The organism is Pantoea sp. B566 (assembly GCF_024793925.1).
GTDB classification, from domain to species: Bacteria; Pseudomonadota; Gammaproteobacteria; order Enterobacterales; family Enterobacteriaceae; genus Pantoea; species Pantoea ananatis.
In genome coordinates, this window is sequence record NZ_JANUQL010000003.1 from 1,196,463 (window position 1) to 1,221,154 (window position 24,692).

Genomic DNA, 24,692 nt, shown 5'->3' on the forward strand with positions numbered 1-24,692 from the left:
TTTAATTATGATTTATCCTTTCATTTCCAATCAGTTCATTTCTGCTCGCGCCTGTGAGATTTTTCATATGTGTAAAATCATCACCCTCCAGTCTTACCAGCGCCCCGTCCTCAAGATTTTTGCTTTTGAGTAACGCTATCAAATCCAGAAGTCTTGCTTGGGTTTTTTCGTGATAGGCCACCCACTTGTCAGCCCCGTATTCCTCTTCCATATCAACCTTTGCCTTTTCAAGAAGCTGCTCGGTGTATGCCGCAGTAGCTTCCAGCTTGCCTAGCGAGTCTTTGTCCCCTTTCACGCACGTATGATCGCTGCAATTGATACAGTCCCTGAACTTCGTACACGGAGAGATTACGTAGTCATGAGTGCAGTAGCCGAACTCTGTCACGTGAATGGCTGCATGGCCTGTTTTTTTAACATCAATACGCCATGAAGGGTTTGCTATAGCTCGTGGGGTGGTGTTTTCTGGTTTAATGCCAATATTCTGCACATTATGCTTAACTGACTCCCGAACCTTCTCTTCCTGGCTGACGTGGTTATAGGTTCTGTTTTGTGTTTCCCTCACTCGTCCTGACCACTTGGCTAGTTCAAAATCTCCAAGCCCACCCCGTTGTGCAATCGTATTAAGTAAGTGTCTTGCCTGGTGACTTTTGAGTGAAAGGTTATTCCCCTTTGACCCTTTGTAGCCGTGCCTGTCAAAAATCGTAGAAATGCAGTGCGTCCTGCGATACTCAGTGCTCCCCAGATTGGCGCTGACAAGTGTGGCAGTTGGTCTGAAAAGACTTCTTTGTGTTTTTATGCTTGTGCTGAGCTGATACCGGAACAGAAGACATAGTGCGTTGCTGTATCGAATGTTCTTTTCTTTATCGTACCAGGGGAAGTCTGGGTAAAGCTCACGGCCCTGACCAGAAATCTCAATCTCTCTGGCATATGTCCGGGCGTTTTCTGAAAGAGTCCTCAGCCTCCTGATAGCTATCTCAGCAACCGGAACCATGACTTCTGGTATCCACTTCACATTTCCACCAAAGCCTTTTTCTGAATAGAATCTCAGCCCGTACCTCAGCTTTCCTTCCCTGTCCGCCTCACGGATTTCACAATCCGCAGGGAGCGTCAGGATTTCGGTTACTCTGGAAGGCGCACACATAAGCAACGCAAAGACAGAGCTTATGAACACGTCCATTTCTGAAAGCTGATCGTCTGGAAGTGCGAAGATTTCAGCGATAGCATTCAATGACTCTTCGTCAGGTAACTTTGCCTCACGGGCCTCTTGTGCAGTTTTAGTGAGCCTGTGGCTTGCTTCCGGCGCTTTTAGCGGGCTCTTCCATAGAAGTGACTGCGTGACCAGGAATTCTTTTTCTCTGAGAAATGAAACCAGTCCTTCCAGTACTCTGCCGGAGGCGTGCGCTACTGCTTTGGTGTATGTGCTTTTTAAGGTAACAACGCACTGGTCCAGAACTGTGAGGTTAACGTACTGAATATGACTCCGCCCATTGACCTGCAAGAGGGCAGTCTCAAGTGTTCTGAAAACGATATTCAGACGCTGATTGATTTTCTTGCCTCCATTCATGTAGTGGTAAAGGACATAGCTTTTAGCGAACTCAATAAAATTCTTGTCTAATGGCTCATTTACAATAACAGAGTTTTTTTTGACGCCTTTGACAGGGGTTTTAGTGAAAAGGAAAATTTTTGACCAGTTAACCTCCTCCCAGCTCACAAGGTCGTTTTTATTGAGAGTGAACCGACAGTAGCTCACAAAATCATCTATTTTCTGCGCGCAATATTTTTCCCTGCGCGTTTCGAGCACTCTTAACTTATCATTTTTAATATCATCCATTTAACACCTCCGGGTTTAATTTGATTTCTTTGCACTTATTTATCACCTCTGATACTGCAATAATTGTTCTGTCCAGTATCTGTGTAGTCACAGGATCAGACACTATGCACTGAATCCTGTTACGCTCATCGAGTAAATATTCGAGTAATTTTTCATGCGGCCCTTCAACAAAAGGTCTGAAATGCATGCAGGTGTAACAGGGAATGGGCACACATGCTGTGCAGGATTTGCAACTGGCGCATTGCCCTGACTTTTCACCAGTATTGATTCTGATGTTGCCGCCGGGATATTTATCCTCACTTTTGTTAATCAGCACTCCCTGAAACATCTTTGCGTAGTAGCCAAGCTCAGCGGAAACGGCATCTTCGATTTTATTTAAACTATCTGGACCTGACTGAACATAAACGCCTGTATACATTAAAGTGGAATGATCAAGTAATTCGCCTATGACGACTTCTCCGTAGCCCTCTCTTGCGAGCCGTGTACCTAACGTATAGCGAAACCGCCGGGCATTTATATTTATTACTTCACCCGTCCTTTCCGAGATTACATTCTCTGTTGTAGCTATTCTTTTGAGCGTTTGAGTACACTTTATCGCATAGGCATGAAGTCTGTCTGAGGAAAGAATCTCATGTAGATTCTCACAATCAACAATCGCTTCAAGCCTTTCCTGACAGGCAAACAATGGTAATTCTGATATCTCTCTTTCAGAGAGCTTTCTGCCAAACTGCTTGCTAAAATCCTCAGAAACAATACGAGCCTGCTCTTTAAATATGTTGAATAATTCATTTGTAATTCTGAATCGCCTGAATGATGCTCTGTATTTTTCACCTTGCTTTATTCTGGGGATATTTATATAGCATTCGTTTATTGCTCTTTCCTTTATGATATCTTTCGTTTTTATCTGTGTGATTTGTAAACTTCTTCTTCCCGTATGAATGGTAATTAAGGCCATTGCCAGATCAGAATAAGATATCGTATCCTTCTGGTATGCACGTGAGACAGCATCGTAAAAGTTATCAAACTCCATGTCTGTCAGGGGGCCCTGATAAGGATCTCGTCTTTTAACCACCTCCCCCTTTTTATTGTCTTTTATCGTCCAGTTATCAACGAGGTCTACACAATTTTTGGTAATCCCCTCAAAACCTAGTTCATACCATTTTTTGATTAGGATTCTGAGACAAATGAGATCCTGATTCGAGAACTTATCACTTGATTTTGTTGTTAGCATTACAGCTTCGTCAATTGAATCAAAGCTCATAAACGAAATGAACTTCATGAAAACCCTGTTAATTTGCTTAACAGAACCGGGGCTGATTTCTTCTGCGAAATATTTCAGTGTATTCACATAACCGAACCTGAGATTATCTGACAACCTTTTAGTGACCTCACCCACATTCAATTTTATATTTCTACTTAACTCCCAGAATTCGTCATCCAATCCAAATGTGTAACTTTCATTTTTTGCATGAAAGATATCTCGTTGCGCATTCTTAAACCCTAATTTATTCATAGGAGACCCCGCTGCGCTTTTTAAAGATATTATCCTGAAGTTGCAAGGCTGCTTTTACTGATTCATTAACAATAAATCGTCTGTTGTAGATTTGTGCTGTTCCAGAACCCGGCTCCCACCCCATATGGTCTGAACGCATTTTCTCTTGCATCTCTTCACTCACATACTCAGTGCTTTCATCCATTAGTTTCGAAAACAGATAGTTCCAGGTGTGTCTGAACTTATGTCCGGTTAACTGGCTTAAACCTGAGTCAATGCTTCTCAGTCTGTAAATGATCTTATGGTAAGAAGGAACGGACAGAGGATCGCCACGTGTCTCACCTTCTTTGTGCGTAATAAAAAGGTATCCGTGCTTTTTCTTTCTGATATTGGCTTTTCTTTCGCCTGTAATATATGAATGGAGAAGTCTGGTAAGTTCGTCAGACATGGGTAAATTTCTTTCAAGCGTTTTTACGAGGGGCTGATTGACTCTTGTGTCCTCAATACTGTCAGCCCTTCGTCTTATGAAAAGCATTTGCGCTGCAAAATCAATATCTTCTACTCTCAGGTTCAATAACTCCCCACACCTTATCCCTAGCGAATGTAATATCGTGACTATAAGCTGATTTCTCTGGCGAACTTTTTTGTCGAATGGATTAAATTCACATTGAGGATTAATAACAGAATGAAGCATATCCAGGTCTTCTTCTTCAATTGTTTTATAGACATTGCCTTCTGAATTCCTGTATTTTATCTTCGGCCTTCTGGCTTTTATTTTTTTCACAAAGCAGGAAATTTTCCTGTAGCCATCATCTATATTCTTGATTGTTAGCTGACACAACCATTCGAGATATTTCGCTATTGTCGTAAGCCGTATGTACTTTGTCGCACTGCATACTCCAGGATGATGATCTTTGATATTAATCACTTTCGCAGTTCTCATCCTCTTTCCGACAAAATCCCGCAGAAGATCAATTTCGTTGTTATCCAGGAATCTGGCTGTTTGAATTCGCTCTTCAATGTCTATATTGCGTATAAAAAGAAACCGATAAAAAAGTGCGATACACCCTGCCTGAGTCTCAATTGTCTTTATCGATTCACTACTGTTTCTCAGTTGTGTAGTAATAAATAAACATGGATAAAATACCGGGATACCTGTTTTCTTGTTTTTTATAATGCAGTAGCGCTCACCATTTTTCATTTTAAACGTTTTAATACCAAATCTTTCCATAAACTCTCCTTTTTTTTCAGTTAAATTCTTTGCAAAACAGGTATAGGTTAAATATTCAAAAACAATGACCTACAATAATTTTGCAAGAATATTTTATTAATATACCGCTTAATAACTGTCAATAAAGGATGGTCCTAAATATTCTTTCCAAATGTTAATAAGGTATATATTAGGTTTATTCTATTTACCTGATACCTTAAAAACACTCTGTGCAGCTTGATACAACTAACTTCGCTTTATTTCCGTAAAGAATTTTGCAAAATTTAAGCTGTTTTGGCTTTTAATTCTTTCCATTTCATCGACAACTTTCACGGCATTAATTTTTAATAACACAACTATTTAATTAGTCAATACTTGATTTTACTTTATCATTTGTTATATATAAATAAAAACCAGGAAGAGCCTATGATTGATATTAAAAATAACTTATAAATTATGTGGGTATATTTCCCTGAGAATGAAAACGAGATCCTGCAAGAATTAAATGAATCATCTGCCTTCGAGTTTTACGATCGCTGCCTGTTAGAGTTATCAGCAAGTGAGTTCCTTGATTTCTTCCAATATTTATCAGACTACAAAATCGATAATAATCTTGATGATAAACATTCAATATCTCATCTCATTAGCTATGGATTTGGTCAGAAATTCACTCTCGACGTAGAACCGCAATTCGAAAAATTTATGTCTATTCAATCACGTGTTGCCAATCTTAGAAGCGAACATTTAACTCAAAGAATTAAAAATGAACAGGAAGTGTTGGATTCGAAGATTGAACCACTATCAGAAACCATAAAAAAGCCAGACAGATTGTAATTCATATATATGAAGGGCCATGCATATGATACATGGTCCCATACCTATTACTGCTATATTAACCCTATACAAATAAGATTTTTTTTAAAAATCTTACAACTTAAAATCCTTAAATTCATGTTCAGATTTAAACAAAAGGATCATTTTTGCCAAATTTTCAACATCTGCTTTCTGTTTAAATAAAGTCATCCATATTGAAAAGACCGCGTACTGTATTTTAAACTCAAGTTCAAAAATAGCAGATACCGCCCCCTTTATATTCCCTGAGAGATATTCTCCCAACCAGAAAGCAATGCTTTTAGAAAATTCATCATTACACATAGCTACAACTTCGTCATGTTCGAATTTTTCATCAAATGCTTGTTTATTCATGTCCGCGAAATATTTATTGGTGCTGATAAAATCGTTCAGTTTCATAATAAAGCCCTCTTAAATGGTTTCGCTTCGTGATTTAGAAATTAACATTTCAATCCATTCATCAATTTCACCCTCAATAAATGCCACCGCACGAGAGCCAATCTTGATAGGTTGAGGAAACTGCTTTTGATTGATCAACTCGTAGATCCAAGAACGACTAAAACCAGTCCTCTCAATCACAGCAGGTAAACGCATTAGTTTCGTATTTTGTGTTTTCATGTTGCTCTCCTCGGTGCAGTTTCGACGAGAGCAAATGTAAGGGAGATATGGAGAGGAGGGTTAGTGCGACTCAAGACAACAGAACCGCTGAAGGATAGGTCAGTTAGAATCCGAGAGTTTCATAACCTCCGAAACTCTCATGTTTTTCAGGTGTAGGTTTCGATTTATGAAGAAGTTGAACTGCCTAATGAAATCTATGGTCGCAGCTTTCATCGCAAGGGGTCTGTCTGCGTCTTTGATATGGTAGTGCAGACGAATAACTGCCTCATCATCTTCGTCTGTGTACAAAAGTCTCGACAGCCTGTCGTCTGAAAGGCGTAGGTCATTCATTTTTGCCCACAGAAGCACGTCGAGCATTGCTATGAGCCGATAAGAGATAACCTTCTTAATTGTGCCGTAGCCGAAGCGCACAGATCTTGACTCGTCAGCTTCAATCCCCTTCACGCGTCTCCATTGCGGAAGAGCTGATTTGATAGACTCTGCAATTTCATCGTCTGTACCACTGGCAAGGTCGATTTCTAAAAGGACGGTGCTTTCACATATCGCTGACATAACCGTAGATACATATGCTTCATGGTGGGGAAGGTTTACGCAGTACTCGTCACTACCTTGCTCCCAAGAGAACAGATTGACCCGGAGACCAGTTACACTAAGTTGAGCAAGTCTGGTTATATCAGTAATGAAGACGTGAGGAACGCTTTGAAGAGTTTGATCATCTTGCATGTAGTTAAGCTGTTCGGGCTCGAAGAGGAAAGGCTTCCCATTGAAGATCTGTCTCATGTATCCACCAAGACCGACCTTTTCCTCTTCAGTCGGCCATGGCTTAAAAAGAAGGGCTCTTGCCCATAACTCGTGGTATAGCGCATTGAGCGTTGTATCTTCAAAACTTTTATAGTTTTCTATGTTCAGCCAAGCTTTAACTGCTCTTGTATCCTCAGCAGACCAATTTTTCATAATTTTCCTATTTGGTAATAAAGGTCGACTCACGATTAATGCCTATACTTATTAATAACCTGTCTGCTGAGAATTCATATGAATATTTTCATAAGTTCGTTGATATCGGGTTTTGAAGATAAAAGAAAAGCTGTCAAGGATGCCATTTGTGTTCTTGGGCATAAACCACTTATGGCAGAGGATTTTGGGGCTAGAGCAAATTCGCCACAAATCACTTGTCTTAACGGTGTTCGTGAATCTGACGCTGTAATTTTGATTTTAGGCTCTCGATATGGAGCGATACAACAGTCAGGCCTATCAGCAACCCACGAGGAAGTCATCGAAGCTCGTAATACCAAGCCCTTGATTATCTTCATCGAAAGTGAAATCAGCGAAGCGGAACCTGAACAGGATAAACTGATAAAGGAAGTAAGTACTTGGGAAAAAGGCCTTTTTAGAGGGGAATTTTCTTCAGCTGAAGATCTAAAAGCTAAAGCTCTTAAAGCAATTCATGACCTTGTACTTGCCCGTGCAGTAGCACCTCTTGATCCTGTGGGCCTTAAAACTAGAGCAGTTGAGAATCTGCCGCGCAGTAACCAAACTTTTTCACAAAGCGCAATCAATCTGGATATCTCAATTGCTGCCGGCCCTGATTCAACCATTATCCGTCCTGCTCAAATGGACTCTAAAGAGCTCGAGGATAAGTTATCAAAAGAAGCTCTTTTCGGCAGGCATGCTATCTTCAACAAGCAATTTGGCACCAATGTATCGCTTGAAAATGGAGCGCTGTGTATATGTCAGACGCTAAACCGGGATCTTAAGAATCTTGTAAAGCTACATTCTAATGGCGATCTACTGATCTCATTACCTTTGGCTTCACCTTCAGGAGGCCTTCCCGCCATCATCGAAGAACAGGTAACTGAGCAGCTCTCAAAAGCTTTAGATTATGCTTTATGGATCTACTCTGACATCGATCCTACACAACGATTAACTCATCTCGTGCCTGCACTAAGCATATCAGGTGGCTCCTCAGCCTCATGGAAAACTCAGGCTGAGTACCTGGCTAGTCCCAATACTATGTATTCATCATTCTCAATGGGACAAGATAAAGCTCCGGTCTTCTTGAACCCAGCTCATGTTGGAAGACAGGCATTTACCTTAGATAAGCTTTTATATGTCGAAGATTTCATAGCCCTCTTACGTCGACAATGGAAAAGTAAGTAATTTTCATAAGCACATGTTTTAGGCATATGCATAGGCATATTTAACATATATATCAGTTTTAAATACCTTTAAATGCATAATGTTAGTTTAACTTTTCAAATCCTCTCGTGCCGACCAAATTATCCCTTAAAAAACCAACCTTTACGGTTGGTTTTTTATTGCCTGCGATTGGTGAGGGTAAAACAATGGTAAAACCAGCCATCATTTTGCTGTGATCAGATAGCAGAAGCGCGTGGCATGAGACAACGCCGCTTCGCACATCATCGTCCAGTACATTTCTGCCCTCGTGCCCCAAAAACGTCCCACGCCCGCACCCAGCAAAAGCGCAGGCTCTAGCGTCAAGATGCCAAACGGCGTCAACGTCTTTGCCGCAAACGGACCGCGCTTTGTCATTGAAAACAGCGTCATGACAAATTCCCTGCGATATCTACAGGACCACCGGTTTACTGCTACGTATCATGTTATCGTAACCTCAGGATGCCGGAGAGGATCTCAAACGCGAGATCACGTTTGATGATGAGCCTGGCCGTCAACAGGCGACGCCAAAGCCAGCAGTGCAAAGCTGGCAAGCCAGTGGCCGCCGCTGTAATGGCTGCCCACCACGTGAGGGAGACTGGCTGTCAGATGCCGCTCGGCTGCGGCCTGAAGCAACGAGACAGCGGGATGAGCGTTTGGCAATGCAACAGCAAGATGCCTAAAGCACCAGGCTCTGCTGAGATTCAATCCGTCAAGATGTGTGATGGTGGGATCGGTACGATCGCTGACCTCTGCAGGCTGCATCAGCGCGGTCTTACTGGCGATATCAGGTAGAAATGCATCGAACCAGTTGGCGAAGTTAACGGTGACTTTACTCATTAACATGGCTTCCGTTAATGCACCAGAAAGGTATTCGTCCCCACCGGGTTCATAATGTGCTGGATAATCAGTGTCCTCGCGGTAAAAACGTTCTGCGACATTAACGATGACGTTTTCCAGCAAGCTGTCCTCTAAAGTGCGTGCGTAATCCAGTGCTAACATCAGCGCGAAGGCAGAATTGGTATGGGTCCCGACCCGAATAGCGTAGGTCAGCTTACTGAAGTAGTCGATAAAGCGACTGCGAATGTCCTGCGTCAGTGGCTCAAGCCTCTGATACCACTGCGCAGCCTGCGGCAAGGCAGATTTTTTCAGCTCCCCGGATAAGCCAAGCAACCATGCATAACCGTAAGGACGTTCGAACGCCGTGCGAAACGGTACGGTAAAATAAGCACGTTCCTGCGCGATATTTTCTTCAGTAAAATGCGCATGAAAAACAGCAATGATTTCATCACGGCATGACAACGTGGGATAAAGGCTCAGGGCACGGAGCAACAGCCAGTAACCGTGTACCGCAGAGTGCCAGTCGTAGCAGCCATAGAAAACCGGATGCAGTACACGTGGCGACAAGGCATCACTGTCATCAAGCATTAAGTGTACAAGATGACTGGGATATTCCTGGCGCAAATAGGTTAATGGCATCCGGGCAAACGCATCAGTCCAGGATGGCGTTAATTTCATCATCATTCCTTACCCGAGAAAGCGTTAACCGTCTCAAGATTCCCCTTACCGCCAGTCAGTGACGGCAGGTTCATTTTTGGCTTAAAACACATGATCGCTGCGGGCTCTGGCGCGTCCGCAGCGCGCGCAAACGCTGGCATCGACATTTGAACAGCGATCAGCCCACCCGTAGCGTCCGTCAAAGCGACAAGCGCCACAGACCGGTTTCGTCGGATGATGACCTCATCGCTGGCGCGTACCGCCAACGATCAGGTTATCCACTTTAAGCGTGGGTTGCCCTACGCCCACTGGAACATTTTGTCCCGATTTCCCGCAGGTGGCGACGCCACGATCCAGGGCCAGATCGTTGCCAACCATGCTGATCTGCTGCAGCGTTTCCGGTCCCTTTCCGGTCAGCGTGGCGCCTTTAACCGGTGTTGTAATTTTGCCGTCTTCGATCAGGTAGGCCAGCGCGCTTTGAAAGCTGTATTGGCCACTGACGATATCCACCTGTCCGCTGCCCAGGTTGGCCAGATATAATCCACGTTTAACAGACGCAATGATCTCCTCAGGTTCATACTGGCCATTACGCATAAAGGTGTTTGTCATGCGCGGCATAGGAAGATACGCGTAGGACTGACGTCGGCCATTGCCAGTGGGGGGAAGTTTCATCAGACGGGCACTCAGGCTGTCATGCATATAACCTTGCAGAATACCGTCTTCAATCAATGAGGTGCACTGCGTCGGGTGCCCCTCATCATCTGTATTGAGCGAACCCCGGCGCCCCTGTAGCGTGCCGTCATCGACGATATTCACCCCAGGTGGTGCAACTCTCTCTCCGATGCGCCCTGCGTAAACTGAGGTACCCAGCCGGTTATAGTCACCTTCAAAGCCATGCCCCATCGCTTCATGCAACAACATGCCGGGCCATCCGGCGGCAATGACAACAGGCATTCCGCCGGACGGGGCCGCAACCGCCTCTAAATTTATCAGTGCCGAATCCACCATCGTGCGTAAAGTCTGTTGCAGCACCTGATCGTTGAACATGTTGAAATCGCCGCGCCCACCTATGCCGGTCGTGGCCGACTCACGGACGCCCCGCTGCTCGACGATGACGCTGACCTGCAACAGCAGCATCGGACGAATATCTGCAGCCTGATAAAAATCATGGCGCAGGACATAGTTAACCGAATGGGACAATCGAAGGCTGGCCGTGACCTGAATCACCCGTGGGTCAAGCGCACGAGTCATTTGGTTGATTTTTTCCAGCAGACTGATTTTCTCTGCCGCCTCCCATGCCACTAAGGGATCGCGGGAGCCGATATGCGTTGACTCGGGCCGGGCTTTAACAGGTTCAGGCAGGGCGAGACAGCAATGCTTAGCGATGGTCCGCACCGATCGCGCGGCTTCGCGCAAATGTTTGAGATCAAGATGCTGAGAATAAGCGAAGGCGGTCTGATCGTACTCTACCGCACGCAGGCCGAACCCCTGATCGACATCAAACGATCCAAAGTTCACCACGCCATTTTCCATTGCCCAACTTTCATGGCGAAGACTCTGCACATATAAATCGGCGTAATCGACCCGATGGACGAGAATCCGTCCCATGATGTCCTGTAGCAGGGCATCGCTCAGGCCGTAGGGTTCCAGCAATTGCTGTTTGGCCTGTACCAGGCGAGTGGTTGTGCCTGTTTGACTCATAGTAAAACTCCTTTGGCTCAGCGTCCTGCCACCTGAAGGTTATCAATTAATACAGACCCGGAAGTCAGTGCGCCCTGGGTTATCACGTCAGTCCCGATAGCCACAATGTTGCGGAACATTTCGGCCAGGTTACCCGCCACCGTAACGCCATCAACGGCGTACCGTATTTGCCCGCCTTCAGCCCAAAAACCCCGCAGGCTTCGCGAGTAATCACCGTTAATCAACCGTGGCCCGCCGCCGCTGAAACTGGTCACGATCAGCCCGGTATGAAGTTTTTTTACCATCGCGTCGAAATCATCGCCCTTCTGCGTCAGGCTGCTGGTCAGAGACAGGTTTCCCGGCCCCCAGCCATTCCCGGTCGGAGCCATATCAAGATGGCGCGCGGCATAAGCCGAGAGGAAAAAACCCGCCAGAATCCCCTGATTAACGATCTTGCGGGTTGTGCCGCCGATACCGTCGCCGTCGAATGACCGGCTGGCGAGCCCCTGCGGCGCGAAGGGATCTTCAGTGACGCTGACGTGGTCGCTGAAAACCGTCTCGCCCAGTCTGTCAGCGAGGAAGCTGTTACGGTGATACAGCACGCTACCGCTGTTCGCCTGAACCAGATGGTCAAGCAAAGACAGCGCACATTTAGCGTCAAACAAGACCGGACAGCGCTGGCTGCCCTGAAGCGGGGCAGTATCCAGCGCCGCTATCGCGCCATTTCCAGCCCGGCGTCCGATCTCTTCCGGTGCCATGAGTGACTGGGCGTGGCGGGCAACCGAGAAATGGAAATCCAGCAGGCTGCGATTCTGCTTACGGGCCAGCGCGCGGGCTGCCATCAGGTGATTGCTCTGGCGTTCGCTGCAGCTAAATCCATGACTGTTCATGATGAAGCAGTCCGAGTGCCCGGTGTGCACGGTAACACCGTCGCTAATGACGTCGTCACCCGCTGAAACAATCCCGGCCTCTATGCGCTGTGCCAGTGCTGTCGCATCGACTTCGTCGAGGTTCCAGGGATGCCAGAGGTCCAGTTCGTCCGATGCACGGCAAAGAAAGCGTGCCTCCGCCAGTCCGGCGAAACGATCTTCGCCGGTGTAACCTGCAATACGGCATGCGGCCTGCACCGTTTCACGCAGGCTTGCAGACGAATAGTTCGTTGAGCTGGTCGTTCCCTGATGATGACCTCGGTAAACGGTGAGAAACAGGCTGGATTGACTGGCGCGGGTGCGCGTTTTTAACCGGCCCTGACGCATTTCAAGTAGCAGTCCTGTGCTTTCGTTAAACATCACCTGCGCATCGGAAGCCCCTTCCTGCAAGGCCATCCTGATAACGCTGTCAGCCAGGTCAGACAGCTGAACCCGGCTGTGCGCCAACGTATTTGCCATAGCGGCCCCCTGTTTATGCATCATTATTAAAGGTCCGGTGCCGCGGCAAGCAGGCGATTCAAAACCGTCTGCGATGCTGTGCTTATTGGCAGCGCAAGCTGCAACAGGTTTTGATGAAGCGCGTTTTCTTTACTAATAAATTCACCATTTAGCGACTTCCATTCATCTCTGAGCTGGGCGATCTCCCCCTGAGTGAGCTTGCCCGTCGGCGTTTGACGCTCTTTCGCCATAAACCATCCCATTCGCTTCTCTGGTGTGGCGCGATCGTCGTCGCTCCAGCCTGAGTGGATTTGCATAATGTGGAAATGCGCCCAGTTCATATTTTTCGTGATGATGTCCCACCGTTCACCGTCGGTCGTAACAGGAAACGGTGAAAGATGTTGGATCATCATGGCGACTATCTTTTCCAGCTGTCGGTCTGACGTTTGGAAGCCAGACAACAGGGAAGATGCCAGATTGCCAATATCGGCCCAGGCCTGCGGCGTCGTTTCGCGTCCAGCAAACCGGTCGGCGCACAGTGTTTGCCACTGCGCCAGTAGCGTTATTAGCTCGGGCGCACGCAGATGATTATCCCAGGGGAAGAACCCATCGCTCAGCCACCACTGCATAAACGCTGGCGGCACCAGTCGGTAATCTTTACCTGCCCGTAACGCCCCAAACAGGCCTTCCACCTGTTCCACCGTGAGATATTCACAACGGTCAAGCAGGCAGCCCAGTGCAGGGGAAAGCCCGGTGATACGTTCAAATGCATTACTGTCGGGTTGATGGACCATCGCCGCCGCAAGGGTGCCTTTACCCTCGATCCAGTAGCGACTCTGGCCCGTGGTAATCTCTCGCTCGCGGGCATGTCGCAGCACACGTGCCGCAATAAAAGCGAGCAGTTCGTCATCCCCATAGAAACTGCCCCATTCCAGACTTTCGTCCTGCTGTACGTGCACTGTGGGTACCGAGATGTTGACCTGATGGTTGGCAAGCCATTCGTTGAGCTGAGCCAGAGACTGAGCGCCCACTAACCGAACCGGGTCCTGAGCCGGGTTAAACAGCAATAAGGTGGGAATGCCCCGTACGCTAAAGCGCTGCATGATGGAAGGATATTTTTCGACATCAAGTTTGGCGACCAGTAAATGTCCCGCCGTGTTGCGGGCCAGCTTATCGATAATCGGCGACATCGCTCGGCAAGGCGCGCACCAGGGGGCCCAGAGATCGACGAGAACCGGTAACTGAGCATCGGCCAGAAAGACATCAAGCTCAAGATCGGTTAATTCAATGGATTTATGCGTCATAGTGTTTCCTTTGCAAGCGTTAACGCTCATTAACGGGCCGTGAGCGTGAGAATATGAGGGTGGAAGTGTTCAAGCTCTTTACGGTGTGCCACGCTGATAAGCGTACAGTTGGGCAACTGGTCGATAAGCGCCTGATAAAGTCGGTTTTCTGTCTGCGGATCGAGTGCGCTGGTCGCTTCATCAAGAAACAGCATTTCGGGTTTGTGCAACAGCACCCGGGCCATCGCCAGCCGTTGCTGTTCGCCGCCGGAGAGCACCTGCTGCCAGCGGTCAAATTGTGTTAACGAAGCGGCGTGAGCCTCCAGGCAGCAGTCAATTAACGCCTGTTGGCACTGCTGATCGGTAAAAACGTCAGGTTCAAGCGGATAGGTCAGCGCACTTTTTAACGTGCCTACCGGGATATAGCTTTTCTGGGGTAAAAAAAGCGTACGAACAGACTCGGGGGCAATAATAGTGCCTTCGCCATAAGGCCAGAGCCCGGCACAGGCGCGCAATAGCGTGCTCTTACCACAGCCCGAACGGCCGCGAATCACCCAGCGCTCGCCCGCCTGTACCTGCCAGTGCGGCAGATGGGACAGTAACGAACCATCTGGCTGCCGAAGCGTCAGGTTCTCGCACTGCAGGCGCGTCCCCTGGTGCTTCAGTAAAATCCCTGAGGGCTTATCGCGCGCTTTATTTAACGCCCAGAGCAGATCACGAAGTCGGTTGGACAGCGCCATCCAGTTGGTAAATGACTGATAAGCCTGTGGGAAAAAAGAAAGCGTGCTAAGCAAGGTTCCGTAGGCCATCGTGATCTGCGTCAGGCCGCCCATCGTTATTTTTCCCGACAGTAGCAACGGGAGTGCCAGCAGCGTGGGTAAGGGCGAAAATACCTGCGAAAAAAAGCTCTGGAAAAAGTTGAGTCTGAACGTCTTACGCATCATCAGCAGGGTATTGGCGCGCACCCGTTCAAAGCGCGAAAATAGCCGCCGCCGTTCACGCTCTCCACCTTCAAAAAAAGCAATTTGCTCGGCGTTTTCCCGAACCTGCATGCCAAGGAAACGAAAGTCAGCTTCCACCGTTTGTTTATTCATATTCACGCCGATCAGGACTTTACCCAGCCAGTGCGCCAGCGCGAGATGGGCAACAGAATACAAATAGACGACAATCACCATGTAACCGGGAATAGATAATGTCGTGCTGCCCAGGCTAATGGATAACGCGCCTGATAATCCCCACAGCACAATGGTGAAAGTGACCATGTTGACCAGCACATTAATAATGTTGGTCGATAAATTGATTGTGACGTCGGTAAAAAGATTGATATCTTCCGCAACGCGTTGATCGCTGTTGCTGATAACGTTGTCCCGTTCTAACTGATAATAAGCAGGATGTTCTGTCCAGCGTTCCACAAAGCGAGCGGTCATCCATGTCCGCCATCGCAACGTGAGATAGTTTATCGCCAGTACGCTTATCAAAGGCAATACCGTGGTTAACGCGCCGATAATCAGGCTTTCAATCATGACATTGCTGATTACCGGCCAGTTGAGTGCGACCAGTGCATCGGTTAATTTTCCGTGTAGCCTGTTCAATGCGACAAAGGCATAGGTCGTGGTAAAATTAATTGTCAGGATGATAGCCAGTAATAATATAGCCAGCCATTTCTCTGATGATATCCAGAAAGGATAGATTAATTGCCACGTACCCGGACGGTTATCATCCGATGGGATTTTATTTACCACGTTAGTATACTCTGGTGATTTACATGTATCAGAACGAATAAGTCAGCGTCAGACGTGCTGTCCTGTCAGGTTTCACACTGATAAACTGAGGGGTTGAGGTGTAATAATAGAGCGTGCGATTAAATATATTATTCACGCCCAGCGTCACCGTATATTTAGGCTGATGATAGAAAACGGAGGCATCCGTTTGGGCCCAACCGCCCTCTTTAAAATAGTTGTTTCTGTAACCGTTCCAGGTACTGCTTGCTGCCTGTACCCCGACACCCGCACCCAGTCCCTGTAATTTCCCTTGCTGTATTTCATAGGTGGTCCAGAGGCTCGCGGTATGTTTTGGCTGACCCACAACTTTGCTTTGGTAACCGATAAGTGCCGCGTTGTCGGGATCTTTTGACTGAGAGAAAGTATAACTGGTGGTGATATTCCACCCCGGCAATATCTGACCATTCAAATCGAAATCGAAACCTTTGGTTTCCCTTCCTTGTGTCCCGACTGGTTGACCGGCAAAATTCGTAATGATGAGATTTTTTTGAATAATGTCAAAGGCTGACGTCGTAATCGTCAGGTTATCGTCGAGCAGACTGAATTTAAAGCCGGCCTCCTTCGATTTTCCTGTGGAAGGTGCAAATGCACTTCCGGTCCGGGGGTCCAGCAATCCACTTGTCTGAAAACTGTTGAGTAAATTAGCATAGACGGTGACCTCAGGCGTAATGTCATAACTCACACCGTAGCTGGGCACCCATTTCGTTTCATCTGAAAAGGTAATTAAAGTGCGCGTCGGTGAAACATAGGCTGTCGATTTTGACGTCCATTGCGCTCGCTTGGCGGACAATTGCAGATGCAGCTTTTTCCAGAAATCAATCTGGTCCTGAAGAATAATTCCCTTTTGTTGTTCAAGCGTATTATAGTTTTTAGCGGTTGGATCGGGTATTGGCGGAAAAGAAAGGCTGTCAGGATTGTTATAATTTCCCGTCGTGAAGATTCGCCCTTGAGCCAGTTCCCAGTCGGTGGTCTCTGTATGTTGGTAATCATAACCCACCAGAACATTATGGGTTAACGGCCCGGTATCGAATTTGCCCCGGATATCGTTCTGCAGGCTTAAGGACGTGGTGTCCTGTCTGATACCCAGCTCGTGGCTCAGTAAATTGCCATTGCGCGCGGCATTGTAAACTTCATGAACGCGGAAATTATTCACGCTGTCCACATAAGCGGCTTTACTGTTAAACGACCAGTTATCTGACAGATCCTGCTTTAGTTCATAATAGGTAGTTTTAGAATCAAGAGCGAAGTGGTCATCTTTATCACCCAGTCGGTATTCAGGCAGTTTTAAAATATGGCCGTTACTATAAAGAGTTGCTGCAGGGCCTGATTTTCGGGTATTGGTAAATTCGGCGCCCACTTTTATATGTGTTTTTTCCCCTTCCCATGCGAGAACCGGTGCAAGGTAGTCGGCACGATTACCATTAAAATCCGGGAAGCTGTTATCGGAGTGCATGGTGGATGCATTAAGGCGGTAGCGGAACGTTTTATCGTCGTTTAATGGTCCGCCGAGATCGATTGCGGTTTTGACTTCACCATATTTGGCCACCTCGACTTTTATTGTATGCAGTGGGTAAGCCGTCGGCGCTTTACGGACAACGTTAACCGAACCCGCAGGTGAGCTGTTTCCTGCTAATACCGCCTGTGGTCCTTTTAATACCTCAATACGCTCAACACCATCAATACTGGAGTAACCTAAAGGGCTGCCGTTTACCGCGTTGCTGGGATTGGATACGCCGTCTGTGGAACCTGAGGTGATGGCAAAACCTCGGATGCTAACGCCATTTTGTCCGCGATTACCGGTACTAAGATTGACCCCTCCTACGTTACGCAGCGCATCTTCCACAGAGGTGGCCTGCTGATCGTCCAGCACTTTGCGGCTGATGACCTGAACGGACTGTGCCGTATCCTGCAGGGATAAATTGGTGCGCGTCGCAGAACTCGACATTGATGGATTATATACCGTTTCATCTTCGCTGCGTTCTGCCTCACCGTTAACGGTAATCGTTGGCAGAGTCTGACCGCTGTCCTGCGCAGCTTGCAGATCTGAGGCGGGTTTAACCGGCGAGGTGGGATTCATCGCATAGATAGTCAGCGTACCATTAGGTGTGGTAGTGACGGAAAGTGGCGTTCCCTGCAACTGTTGCAAAAGAGCCTGCTTCAGCGTGAAGTGACCTTTAATCTCTTTAGCCTGGTAAGGCGCCACCAGTTTAGGATCGAACGAGATGGTTTGATGACTTTGACGGGCTATCGCTAATAAACCTTGCTCCAGAGAACCGGAAGGCACGGAATAATTGATTGCCGCAGGCGCTGCAGCATAACCATCCTGCAACGCAAGTAGCGGAAAGGCAGTAATGGCCAGGGCAATATTTACCGCCAACGCCAGACGGCCTTGGGTAAAATACGTTTTCTTTGCATGATGCGGTGCTTCGTTCATTGCTACAGCTCCAGCAGAAAAGGTAAAGGGACTACGTCATATTGTTATGAGTCGATTATTCTTCTCAGTAGGTATGTGCAATGAGATTTAAAAAGTGACACCTCATTAAGGTGTTTGTGTGAAAAAAATCACTTAACTTGAAAACATTAATAATATTAACTATTTAAATTCAAAATTAATTTATAAGTTATTCATCACTGTGTAACCCAACGCCGAGTGAACGGCGACGCATTAGCGCACCATTCTGGTGCTTAATTGGATGTGAGTTTTTACTGGGCGCTCTCTGGTGAATCAACACTCGCATCAATGACGCTTCGCCTCAGGAAGATGAAACACGTTAATAAAAAAATCATACTCTTGTCTTTCGTTCTGTCTTGTCTCCGCCGTCAGCGACAGATGAACGCAGCACCTTTGCGGTGCAGACTACTGAGGCTGGCCTTCCAGCGTCAAAAAGATGGCACAAGAGAAGTGAGTGGCAGAGCGTAACGATGCATTTATAACAAGCTGAATAGTAATAAATAAAAAAAATAAACTTAAAAAAGAAAAGTCCGGAAACACATTGGCCTTTCTTTTGCTTGGTAGGCAAAGGTTTTTCCCACAATAAGCTGCACCTTAGCGCAAGGTAGAAAGTGGGTTCCATTTCTCGGTCTTTATTGAGGCGCTGAGAAAGGTGTTAAGTTTTCAGATGGGGGACATTATGCCTGCCGACATGACCGATCGTTCAGATATATTAACGCTTATTTTTCGCAGCGATTATCGCTGGCTGACGGATAAATTACGGCGTCGAATTAGCTACGGCACCATGGCAGAAGATATCGCTTCTGAAGCGTTTTTACGTCTGGCGGCAATTCCGGAACTGCCCCACATTCGCGAGCCCAGGGCCATGCTGACGACACTGGCCCAGCGCGTGTTATATGAAAACTGGCGACGCCGCGACCTTGAACAGGCTTATCTCAAAGCTCTGGCAGATAGCCCGCAGCATTGTCACCCCTCGCCCGAAGAACTGGAGATGGTGATGGAGTCTTTACTGGCTATCGATCGCGCTCTGGATGGCCTGTCCGTAAATGCGAGAAAGGCCTTTTTGCTCAACCAACTGGATGGCATGACCTATGCTGAAATCGCTAAAGAGCTTGGCGTATCAGCCAGTATGGTGCGTAAATATGTGGCTAAAGCACTGACGAATTGTTATCTGGTGGCTCAGGGTCAATCTGACCCGATGGCGGGACATCACAAATGAAACTTACCCAGCGTCCCGACGACGTCGCGCAGGAAGCAATTGAGTGGATGGTACTGTTACGCTCGGGCGATGCCACAGAAGATGACTTCCGGCAGTATGAGCGCTGGCGTTATTCCGACGATCGTCACGACGCCGCCTGTGCAAAAATTGAAGCAACGTTGGGTAAAATTCAGACGCTAAACCACAGTATACCCACAGAAAATCTGCGCCAGACGTTGCTTGCGCCGTCAAGCCGCCGTCAGTTCCTGCAAAAAGCCTGTGGCGTTGCCGCGTTAGGTGTGTTCAGTGGGTTGATATTAAACCAGCGATATCCTTTGCCCTACCTGTTATCCGATGCTTATACCGATACCGGACAGCGGCGCAGGATCCAACTTAACGACGGCAGCACGCTGGATATGAATGCCCGCACGGCGTTGAATATTTCGCTGGATGAAACCTTGCGCAAAGTGGAACTGCGCACCGGTGGCATTATTGCCGAAGTGGTCGACGATCAACGCCCGTTCACCATTGCCACCCACGCAGGGCGAATTCTTGCGCAGGAAGCCCGTTTCCATGTTCGGCAGGAATCGAGCGGTATTCATTTGGCCGTCCTGAACGCGGTGGTAAAAGTGACCAATCGAAACGGTGACAGTCGGCAGGTTCAGGCAGGCCACGGTCTGTGGTTCGATCATCAGTCGTTTATTCCGCTGGGCGTCTCGCCCTATGAGGAAACCGCATGGACGCAGGGTCGCCTGGAAGTGAAAGATGCTACGCTGGGTTCCGTGATTAACTCACTGAAAAATTACAGTCCTGCCGTCATTCGCGTCGCCCCGGCCGTCGCTGACCTGCGAGTCAGCGGCAACTTCCCGCTTGATAATATTCCCTACACGCTCGACGCGCTTGCCCAAACAATGCCGATTGCGATCACTCGCACTACGAATTACTGGATCAGGATCGAGCCGGCCGCGTCATAAAAATTTGCGTTTTTTCTTCCCCGGCCGGTGTCATTTTTTCATTCTCGTTGCACATACAGGATAAGTCTTCCAGAAACTGCTGCTGAGAATCATTAAGCAGTAGCGATTTATCGTGAGGTAGTAGTGAAAGCAGAGCGCCTTATTTTCAAAGATCATCTTTCAGTGCCTGGAATACCAACGGCTCCCCTGATTGCTCCGCAAGGCGCGCAGAGTTCCTGTAAAAAAAATCTGCCAAAGCTGGCGGTGAGCGCGGTGGTTATCTTGCACCTGGCACTGATTGCCATGGCTATTACCCACACCACTCAATACCATCCGCTGAATATTATTAATCCCGCGACCCAAACCAGTATTGAAGCAACCATGGTCGAGGCGCCCGCTGAACCCGTATCGGTTCCGGAGGTCGTCAAAGCGCCACCTGTCCTGACCGCCGATAACAGCACGCGCGAAATCGATCAGGATGACGTCAAGCCGGTTGTACCGCCACCTGAGCCAAAAGTCGTGCCGCCTAAGCCCAAACCAAAGCCGGTTGTTCGACACAAAACGTTAACGGAAAAAACGCACCCGGTCGAACCGGTTAAACCTTCACCCGTGCAAAATGCAAAAGTGGCGGAACGAACGGCGATTCCCGCCACGTCTCAAGGGCAAATGCTGAAAAGCGTACCGAATGCTGCCCCCAGGAATGTCGCCACAGTGGGTTGCCAGGTACCGGCTCCGGACTATCCACGTAGGGCGAAACGGCTTCAGGAACAGGGCGAGGTGCTAATCCGCCTGATCATTAACTCCGATGGCACGGTGAAACACCGCGAAATTGCACGGAGCAGCGGCTTTGACGATCTGGATCAGGCGGCAATGGAAGCCGTTTCCCGAATACGCTGTAATCCATACATGGAAAACGGCCAGGCGATTTCCGTTATGACGATTCAACCCATCACGTTCAAATTATCCAGCTAGGGCAGGATGATGATGAGCGGGCGCTTTTCTTACTAATTGAGGATGCATTATGAATGAGTTTGGCATTGAACATGTATGGGAACAGGGTGACATCATTACCCGGTCAGTGGCCATTATCCTGCTAATTATGTCGGTCATGTCCTGGTCGGTCATTGTTATAAAATGCATACAAGGCGCGGGCATGAAAAAGATAGCCCACCGCACCAAGCATTTATTCTGGAGTCAAAAGACGCTACCGGCAGCCATTGATACCTTGGGTGCCAACGGTAACAACCCGTTTCGCGACCTTGCCATCGCCGGACACGCGGCCATGTCCCACCAATATACGATTGAAGCAGGCATCAGCAACAATCTGGATATTAGCGACTGGCTGGCCCGCGCCCTGAAAAACAGTATCGACGACAGCGCTGCCAATCTGCAATCAGGCCTGGGGATCCTTGCCTCCATTGGCAGTACGGCGCCATTTGTAGGTTTGCTTGGCACCGTTTGGGGGATCTATCATGCGCTGCAGTCCATCAGCATGGCCGACCAGCCCGATCTGGCTCACGTTGCCGGGCCGGTGGGCGAAGCGCTTATCATGACGGCATTTGGCCTTTTCGTGGCTATCCCGGCAGTTCTGGGGTTTAACACCATAAGTCGTCGCAACCGCGCCCTTCAGCACGCCATCGCGCGTTTTGCCAACGACCTGCACGCTTATTATCTTACCGGATCACGTATTACGTCTAACGTAGAGCAACTGCACGCTGGCGATAAAGCTCAGTCGAGCCCTGTTCAGCCATTTCGCGCCAGTCAGCCAGTTTAGCGCGGCCTTCTCAGGAGACGTGAAAAATGAGTATGTCAGGTAAATCACAGTTTGAGTCAGATGACGATCCGCTGGTCAATGATATTAATATGACCCCTTTTATTGATGTCATGCTGGTATTGCTGATTGTCTTTATGATTACCTTGCCGGTGATCAATCCGGCGGTAAAAGTCAATTTGCCCAAAGCTAACGCCAGCATGGTCGATAAGAACATTAAATCGGTGAATATCTCGCTGACGGCCAACGGGAATATTGCCTGGGATAAAGAAACACTCGATGACGCCGCCTTTGTAGCCCGGCTGCAGGATGCGGCAAAACTGCCTGAACCGCCGCATATCCGTATCTATGCGGATCAGGGAACCCCGTATGGGCGAGTGGCCTTCGTGATGACAAGTGCCCAGAGTGTTGGTTTAACAAAGTTTGATTTTGTGGTGGATAAAAAAGTGCCGGCTGCCTGAGCGTCATTTAACTGCATTTGTCAATAACAGATAAAAAACACAGGCTGTTCGATAGTCAGGAATGACTGTGCCGAGCGGGTTAATCAATGATCAACAGCGAATAAAGGCCAATATGCGCTGTTAAAAAAGCATCATGCCAGGATTTCGTTTAAGGGAAACATTTATTCTGATGCGTAGAACGTCGCCCCGATAAACAGGGTTCATGATTCCGGAAAGGCGCGATAAACAATGATAAAAAACCCACGCGCTGTCAGATTGTCGATTGTCGCTGCGGCCGTATGGGGCGAAGGTTTTTTACTGGAACCTATTAGCAAATATCCGTCATGAACGGGAATTTGATAAAAGGTCAATTGCCTTTATCTCCTCACGTTATATCGTAAATCTGGCCGAAATCCTGGAGTAAGGCGATCGATAAACCCGGCCCAGTTCGGTCAAAACCCACGCGATAGTGGGTTTTGAGTGGCTCCGCCGCTTCATCACCTTCGCCAGAAACATCCGACACTGGCGGGTTTATCCCTGTTCAGCATTGCAGATCGATCAGCACCATGTTCCAGCTGAGAGGCGGGAGCGACACCTGTTTCTGGCGACGCTGCTCATTTGTCAGCGTGCGGGGTTGCGGCACCACATTATCCGGCTGAGAGAAGGTATTTCTGGCATCCAGCGCATAGCCGGCTAACACGATATGTTGTGAGAGTACTCCCTCACCAAACGCATCCAGCATAAACCTGATGTCTGTTGCGTCATGGTCGTGTGTATTGAGCGCAAAGAAGGCAATTTGCTGCCTCTCTTCATTGTACACCGCCGCGCTTTGTACCTGCCGGGTTTCGCCATGCACCGTGTTAACGGTGGGAACGTTGGCAAAATAGCGCAGCGCGTGCCCGCGTCCATACTGGCTCACCATTTGGAAAGGCCAGAAGATGGTCTGGCGAATCACCTCGCCGCCGGGGCGGGTAAAGATGGGAGCAATCACATTGACCAACTGGGCCAGCGACGCCATTTTCACCCGGTCACAATGATTGAGTAATGAACACATCAGCCCGCCAAACGTCAGCGCGTCCAGGAAGGTATAAGACTGCTCCAGCAGGGGCGGCGCTTCCTGATAAAGGTTGTTGGGATCGATAAAATGATCCTGCCAGGGTTCGCCTTCGATTGACCAGATGTTCCATTCATCAAACGACAGCATCATCTTTTTATCGCTGCGCAGTTTGGCTTTTACATAGTCCGCCGTGGCCGTGATGGTATGAATAAAATCATCCATTCTCTGGAACGACGCTAAGAAATCCTGCGGGTTACCGGTGCTGTTTTCAAAATAATGGTGGCATGAGAGGTAATCGATCTGATGATAGAGCCCTTCCAGAACGATACGATCCCATTCCGGGTAGCTGGCCTGTAACGAGTTAGAACTGCCGCAGGCGACCAGCCTGATATCCCGGTCGACCCAGCGCATGATTTTTGCCGTTTCCCGCGCTTTTTTGACGTAATCCTCCGCGCTCAGCTGCCCGGTTTGCCACTCGCCGTCCATCTCATTACCCAGGCACCAGAGTTTAAAATTATACGGCGTTTCCCGACCATGCTGGATGCGCAGATCGCTGAGCGCAGTGCCGGACGCCAGATTACAGTATTCAATAAAGTAACCGGCCTCCTGCGGCGTACCTGTGCCAAGGTTGACGGCGATCATTGGCGTCACCACATATTTCTCACACCAGGTGGCGAACTCATCGATGCCAAACTGGTTGCTTTCTTTCGTCAGCCACGCATAATCCAGCCTGACCGGGCGCCCGGCTTGCGGGCCAATGCCGTCACGCCAGTTATAGCCCGAGACAAAGTTACCACCGGGATAACGTACGGTGCTGATCCCCAGATCCTTCACCAGTTCCCCCACGTCCTGCCGAAAGCCGTGTTGATCTGCCGTGGCATGCCCAGGTTCATAGATGCCGCTATAGACAGCGCGGCCAAGATGCTCAACAAAGGAGCCGTACAGGGCATCGTCCACCTGGTCGATGTAGTTTTGTTTTTGGAAAAAGTACGTAATCATTTTCTTCCCTTCTGTCTTCATAACGAATTACGGATAAAG

At 48.1% G+C, this 24,692-nt stretch carries 20 protein-coding genes; 6 read left to right on the forward strand and 14 right to left on the reverse strand.

The window, feature by feature from the left end:
- Position 1: 1 nt before the first annotated feature.
- The 6 genes from NYE92_RS07255 to NYE92_RS07280 all read right to left on the reverse strand — a co-directional run bounded on the left by NYE92_RS07255 (position 2) and on the right by NYE92_RS07280 (position 6,957).
- Positions 2-1,831 carry an integrase gene (locus NYE92_RS07255; RefSeq protein ID WP_259018797.1) on the reverse strand — a complete coding sequence of 610 codons (1,830 nt, stop codon included), beginning with the start codon at positions 1,829-1,831 and terminating at the stop codon, positions 2-4.
- Positions 1,824-3,344: a site-specific integrase gene (locus NYE92_RS07260; protein ID WP_259018798.1), complete on the reverse strand. Its 1,521-nt coding sequence runs from the start codon at positions 3,342-3,344 to the stop codon at positions 1,824-1,826. Before NYE92_RS07260 ends, NYE92_RS07255 begins: the two co-directional genes overlap by 8 nt.
- Positions 3,337-4,554: a site-specific integrase gene (locus NYE92_RS07265; protein ID WP_259018799.1), complete on the reverse strand. Its 1,218-nt coding sequence runs from the start codon at positions 4,552-4,554 to the stop codon at positions 3,337-3,339. The genes NYE92_RS07260 and NYE92_RS07265 overlap by 8 nt, the downstream gene beginning before the upstream one ends.
- Before the next feature lie 906 nt (positions 4,555-5,460).
- The gene (locus tag NYE92_RS07270; RefSeq protein WP_161610883.1) at positions 5,461-5,784 is read right to left on the reverse strand and encodes a hypothetical protein; all 324 of its coding nucleotides are present in this window, start codon (positions 5,782-5,784) and stop codon (positions 5,461-5,463) included.
- 12 nt (positions 5,785-5,796) lie between these two features.
- Complete coding sequence (locus NYE92_RS07275) at positions 5,797-6,003, reverse strand: AlpA family transcriptional regulator (protein WP_090959286.1); 207 nt, start codon at positions 6,001-6,003, stop codon at positions 5,797-5,799.
- A 99-nt stretch (positions 6,004-6,102) separates the two neighbouring features.
- The gene (locus NYE92_RS07280; RefSeq protein WP_259018800.1) at positions 6,103-6,957 is read right to left on the reverse strand and encodes a DUF6387 family protein; all 855 of its coding nucleotides are present in this window, start codon (positions 6,955-6,957) and stop codon (positions 6,103-6,105) included.
- A gap of 78 nt (positions 6,958-7,035) precedes the next feature.
- Between NYE92_RS07280 and NYE92_RS07285 the strand changes: the two genes are divergently transcribed.
- On the forward strand, positions 7,036-8,160 hold the full coding sequence (locus NYE92_RS07285) for a DUF4062 domain-containing protein (RefSeq protein WP_089528009.1): 1,125 nt from the start codon (positions 7,036-7,038) through the stop codon (positions 8,158-8,160).
- A gap of 201 nt (positions 8,161-8,361) precedes the next feature.
- Here the strand turns inward: NYE92_RS07285 and NYE92_RS07290 are convergent, their stop codons facing one another.
- The 7 genes from NYE92_RS07290 to NYE92_RS07320 form a co-directional block, all read right to left on the reverse strand.
- Positions 8,362-8,568 carry a hypothetical protein gene (locus NYE92_RS07290; protein ID WP_029570305.1) on the reverse strand — a complete coding sequence of 69 codons (207 nt, stop codon included), beginning with the start codon at positions 8,566-8,568 and terminating at the stop codon, positions 8,362-8,364.
- 96 nt (positions 8,569-8,664) lie between these two features.
- A complete protein-coding gene (locus NYE92_RS07295) occupies positions 8,665-9,693 on the reverse strand; it encodes a DUF2891 domain-containing protein (protein WP_042678205.1) in 1,029 nt (342 codons plus the stop codon).
- A 222-nt stretch (positions 9,694-9,915) separates the two neighbouring features.
- Positions 9,916-11,373 (reverse strand): metalloprotease TldD, encoded by a 1,458-nt coding sequence (gene tldD / locus NYE92_RS07300; RefSeq protein WP_013026463.1) that lies wholly within the window; start codon positions 11,371-11,373, stop codon positions 9,916-9,918.
- Positions 11,374-11,390: 17 nt separating this feature from the next.
- Positions 11,391-12,740, reverse strand: a complete 1,350-nt coding sequence (locus NYE92_RS07305; protein WP_259018802.1) for a TldD/PmbA family protein — start codon at positions 12,738-12,740, stop codon at positions 11,391-11,393.
- A 26-nt stretch (positions 12,741-12,766) separates the two neighbouring features.
- Positions 12,767-14,023 (reverse strand): co-chaperone YbbN, encoded by a 1,257-nt coding sequence (locus NYE92_RS07310; protein WP_259018803.1) that lies wholly within the window; start codon positions 14,021-14,023, stop codon positions 12,767-12,769.
- Positions 14,024-14,052: 29 nt separating this feature from the next.
- Entirely contained in the window at positions 14,053-15,744 is a 1,692-nt protein-coding gene (locus tag NYE92_RS07315; protein ID WP_072138172.1) for an ABC transporter ATP-binding protein/permease, read from the reverse strand.
- A 28-nt stretch (positions 15,745-15,772) separates the two neighbouring features.
- The gene (locus tag NYE92_RS07320) at positions 15,773-18,217 is read right to left on the reverse strand and encodes a TonB-dependent siderophore receptor (RefSeq protein WP_259018804.1); all 2,445 of its coding nucleotides are present in this window, start codon (positions 18,215-18,217) and stop codon (positions 15,773-15,775) included.
- A 685-nt stretch (positions 18,218-18,902) separates the two neighbouring features.
- Between NYE92_RS07320 and NYE92_RS07325 the strand changes: the two genes are divergently transcribed.
- The 5 genes from NYE92_RS07325 to NYE92_RS07345 all read left to right on the forward strand — a co-directional run bounded on the left by NYE92_RS07325 (position 18,903) and on the right by NYE92_RS07345 (position 22,618).
- Positions 18,903-19,454: a sigma-70 family RNA polymerase sigma factor gene (locus NYE92_RS07325; protein ID WP_014594144.1), complete on the forward strand. Its 552-nt coding sequence runs from the start codon at positions 18,903-18,905 to the stop codon at positions 19,452-19,454.
- Positions 19,451-20,407, forward strand: a complete 957-nt coding sequence (locus NYE92_RS07330) for a FecR family protein (RefSeq protein ID WP_013026469.1) — start codon at positions 19,451-19,453, stop codon at positions 20,405-20,407. The genes NYE92_RS07325 and NYE92_RS07330 overlap by 4 nt, the downstream gene beginning before the upstream one ends.
- Positions 20,408-20,659: 252 nt before the next feature.
- Positions 20,660-21,358: an energy transducer TonB gene (locus tag NYE92_RS07335; RefSeq protein ID WP_231858601.1), complete on the forward strand. Its 699-nt coding sequence runs from the start codon at positions 20,660-20,662 to the stop codon at positions 21,356-21,358.
- A gap of 49 nt (positions 21,359-21,407) precedes the next feature.
- The gene (locus tag NYE92_RS07340) at positions 21,408-22,160 is read left to right on the forward strand and encodes a MotA/TolQ/ExbB proton channel family protein (RefSeq protein WP_259018805.1); all 753 of its coding nucleotides are present in this window, start codon (positions 21,408-21,410) and stop codon (positions 22,158-22,160) included.
- A 26-nt stretch (positions 22,161-22,186) separates the two neighbouring features.
- Complete coding sequence (locus tag NYE92_RS07345; protein WP_013026472.1) at positions 22,187-22,618, forward strand: biopolymer transporter ExbD; 432 nt, start codon at positions 22,187-22,189, stop codon at positions 22,616-22,618.
- 520 nt (positions 22,619-23,138) lie between these two features.
- Here the strand turns inward: NYE92_RS07345 and NYE92_RS07350 are convergent.
- Positions 23,139-24,653, reverse strand: coding sequence for an alpha-N-arabinofuranosidase (locus tag NYE92_RS07350; protein ID WP_259018806.1), 1,515 nt, complete (start codon positions 24,651-24,653; stop codon positions 23,139-23,141).
- Between the last annotated feature and the right edge of the window lie 39 nt (positions 24,654-24,692).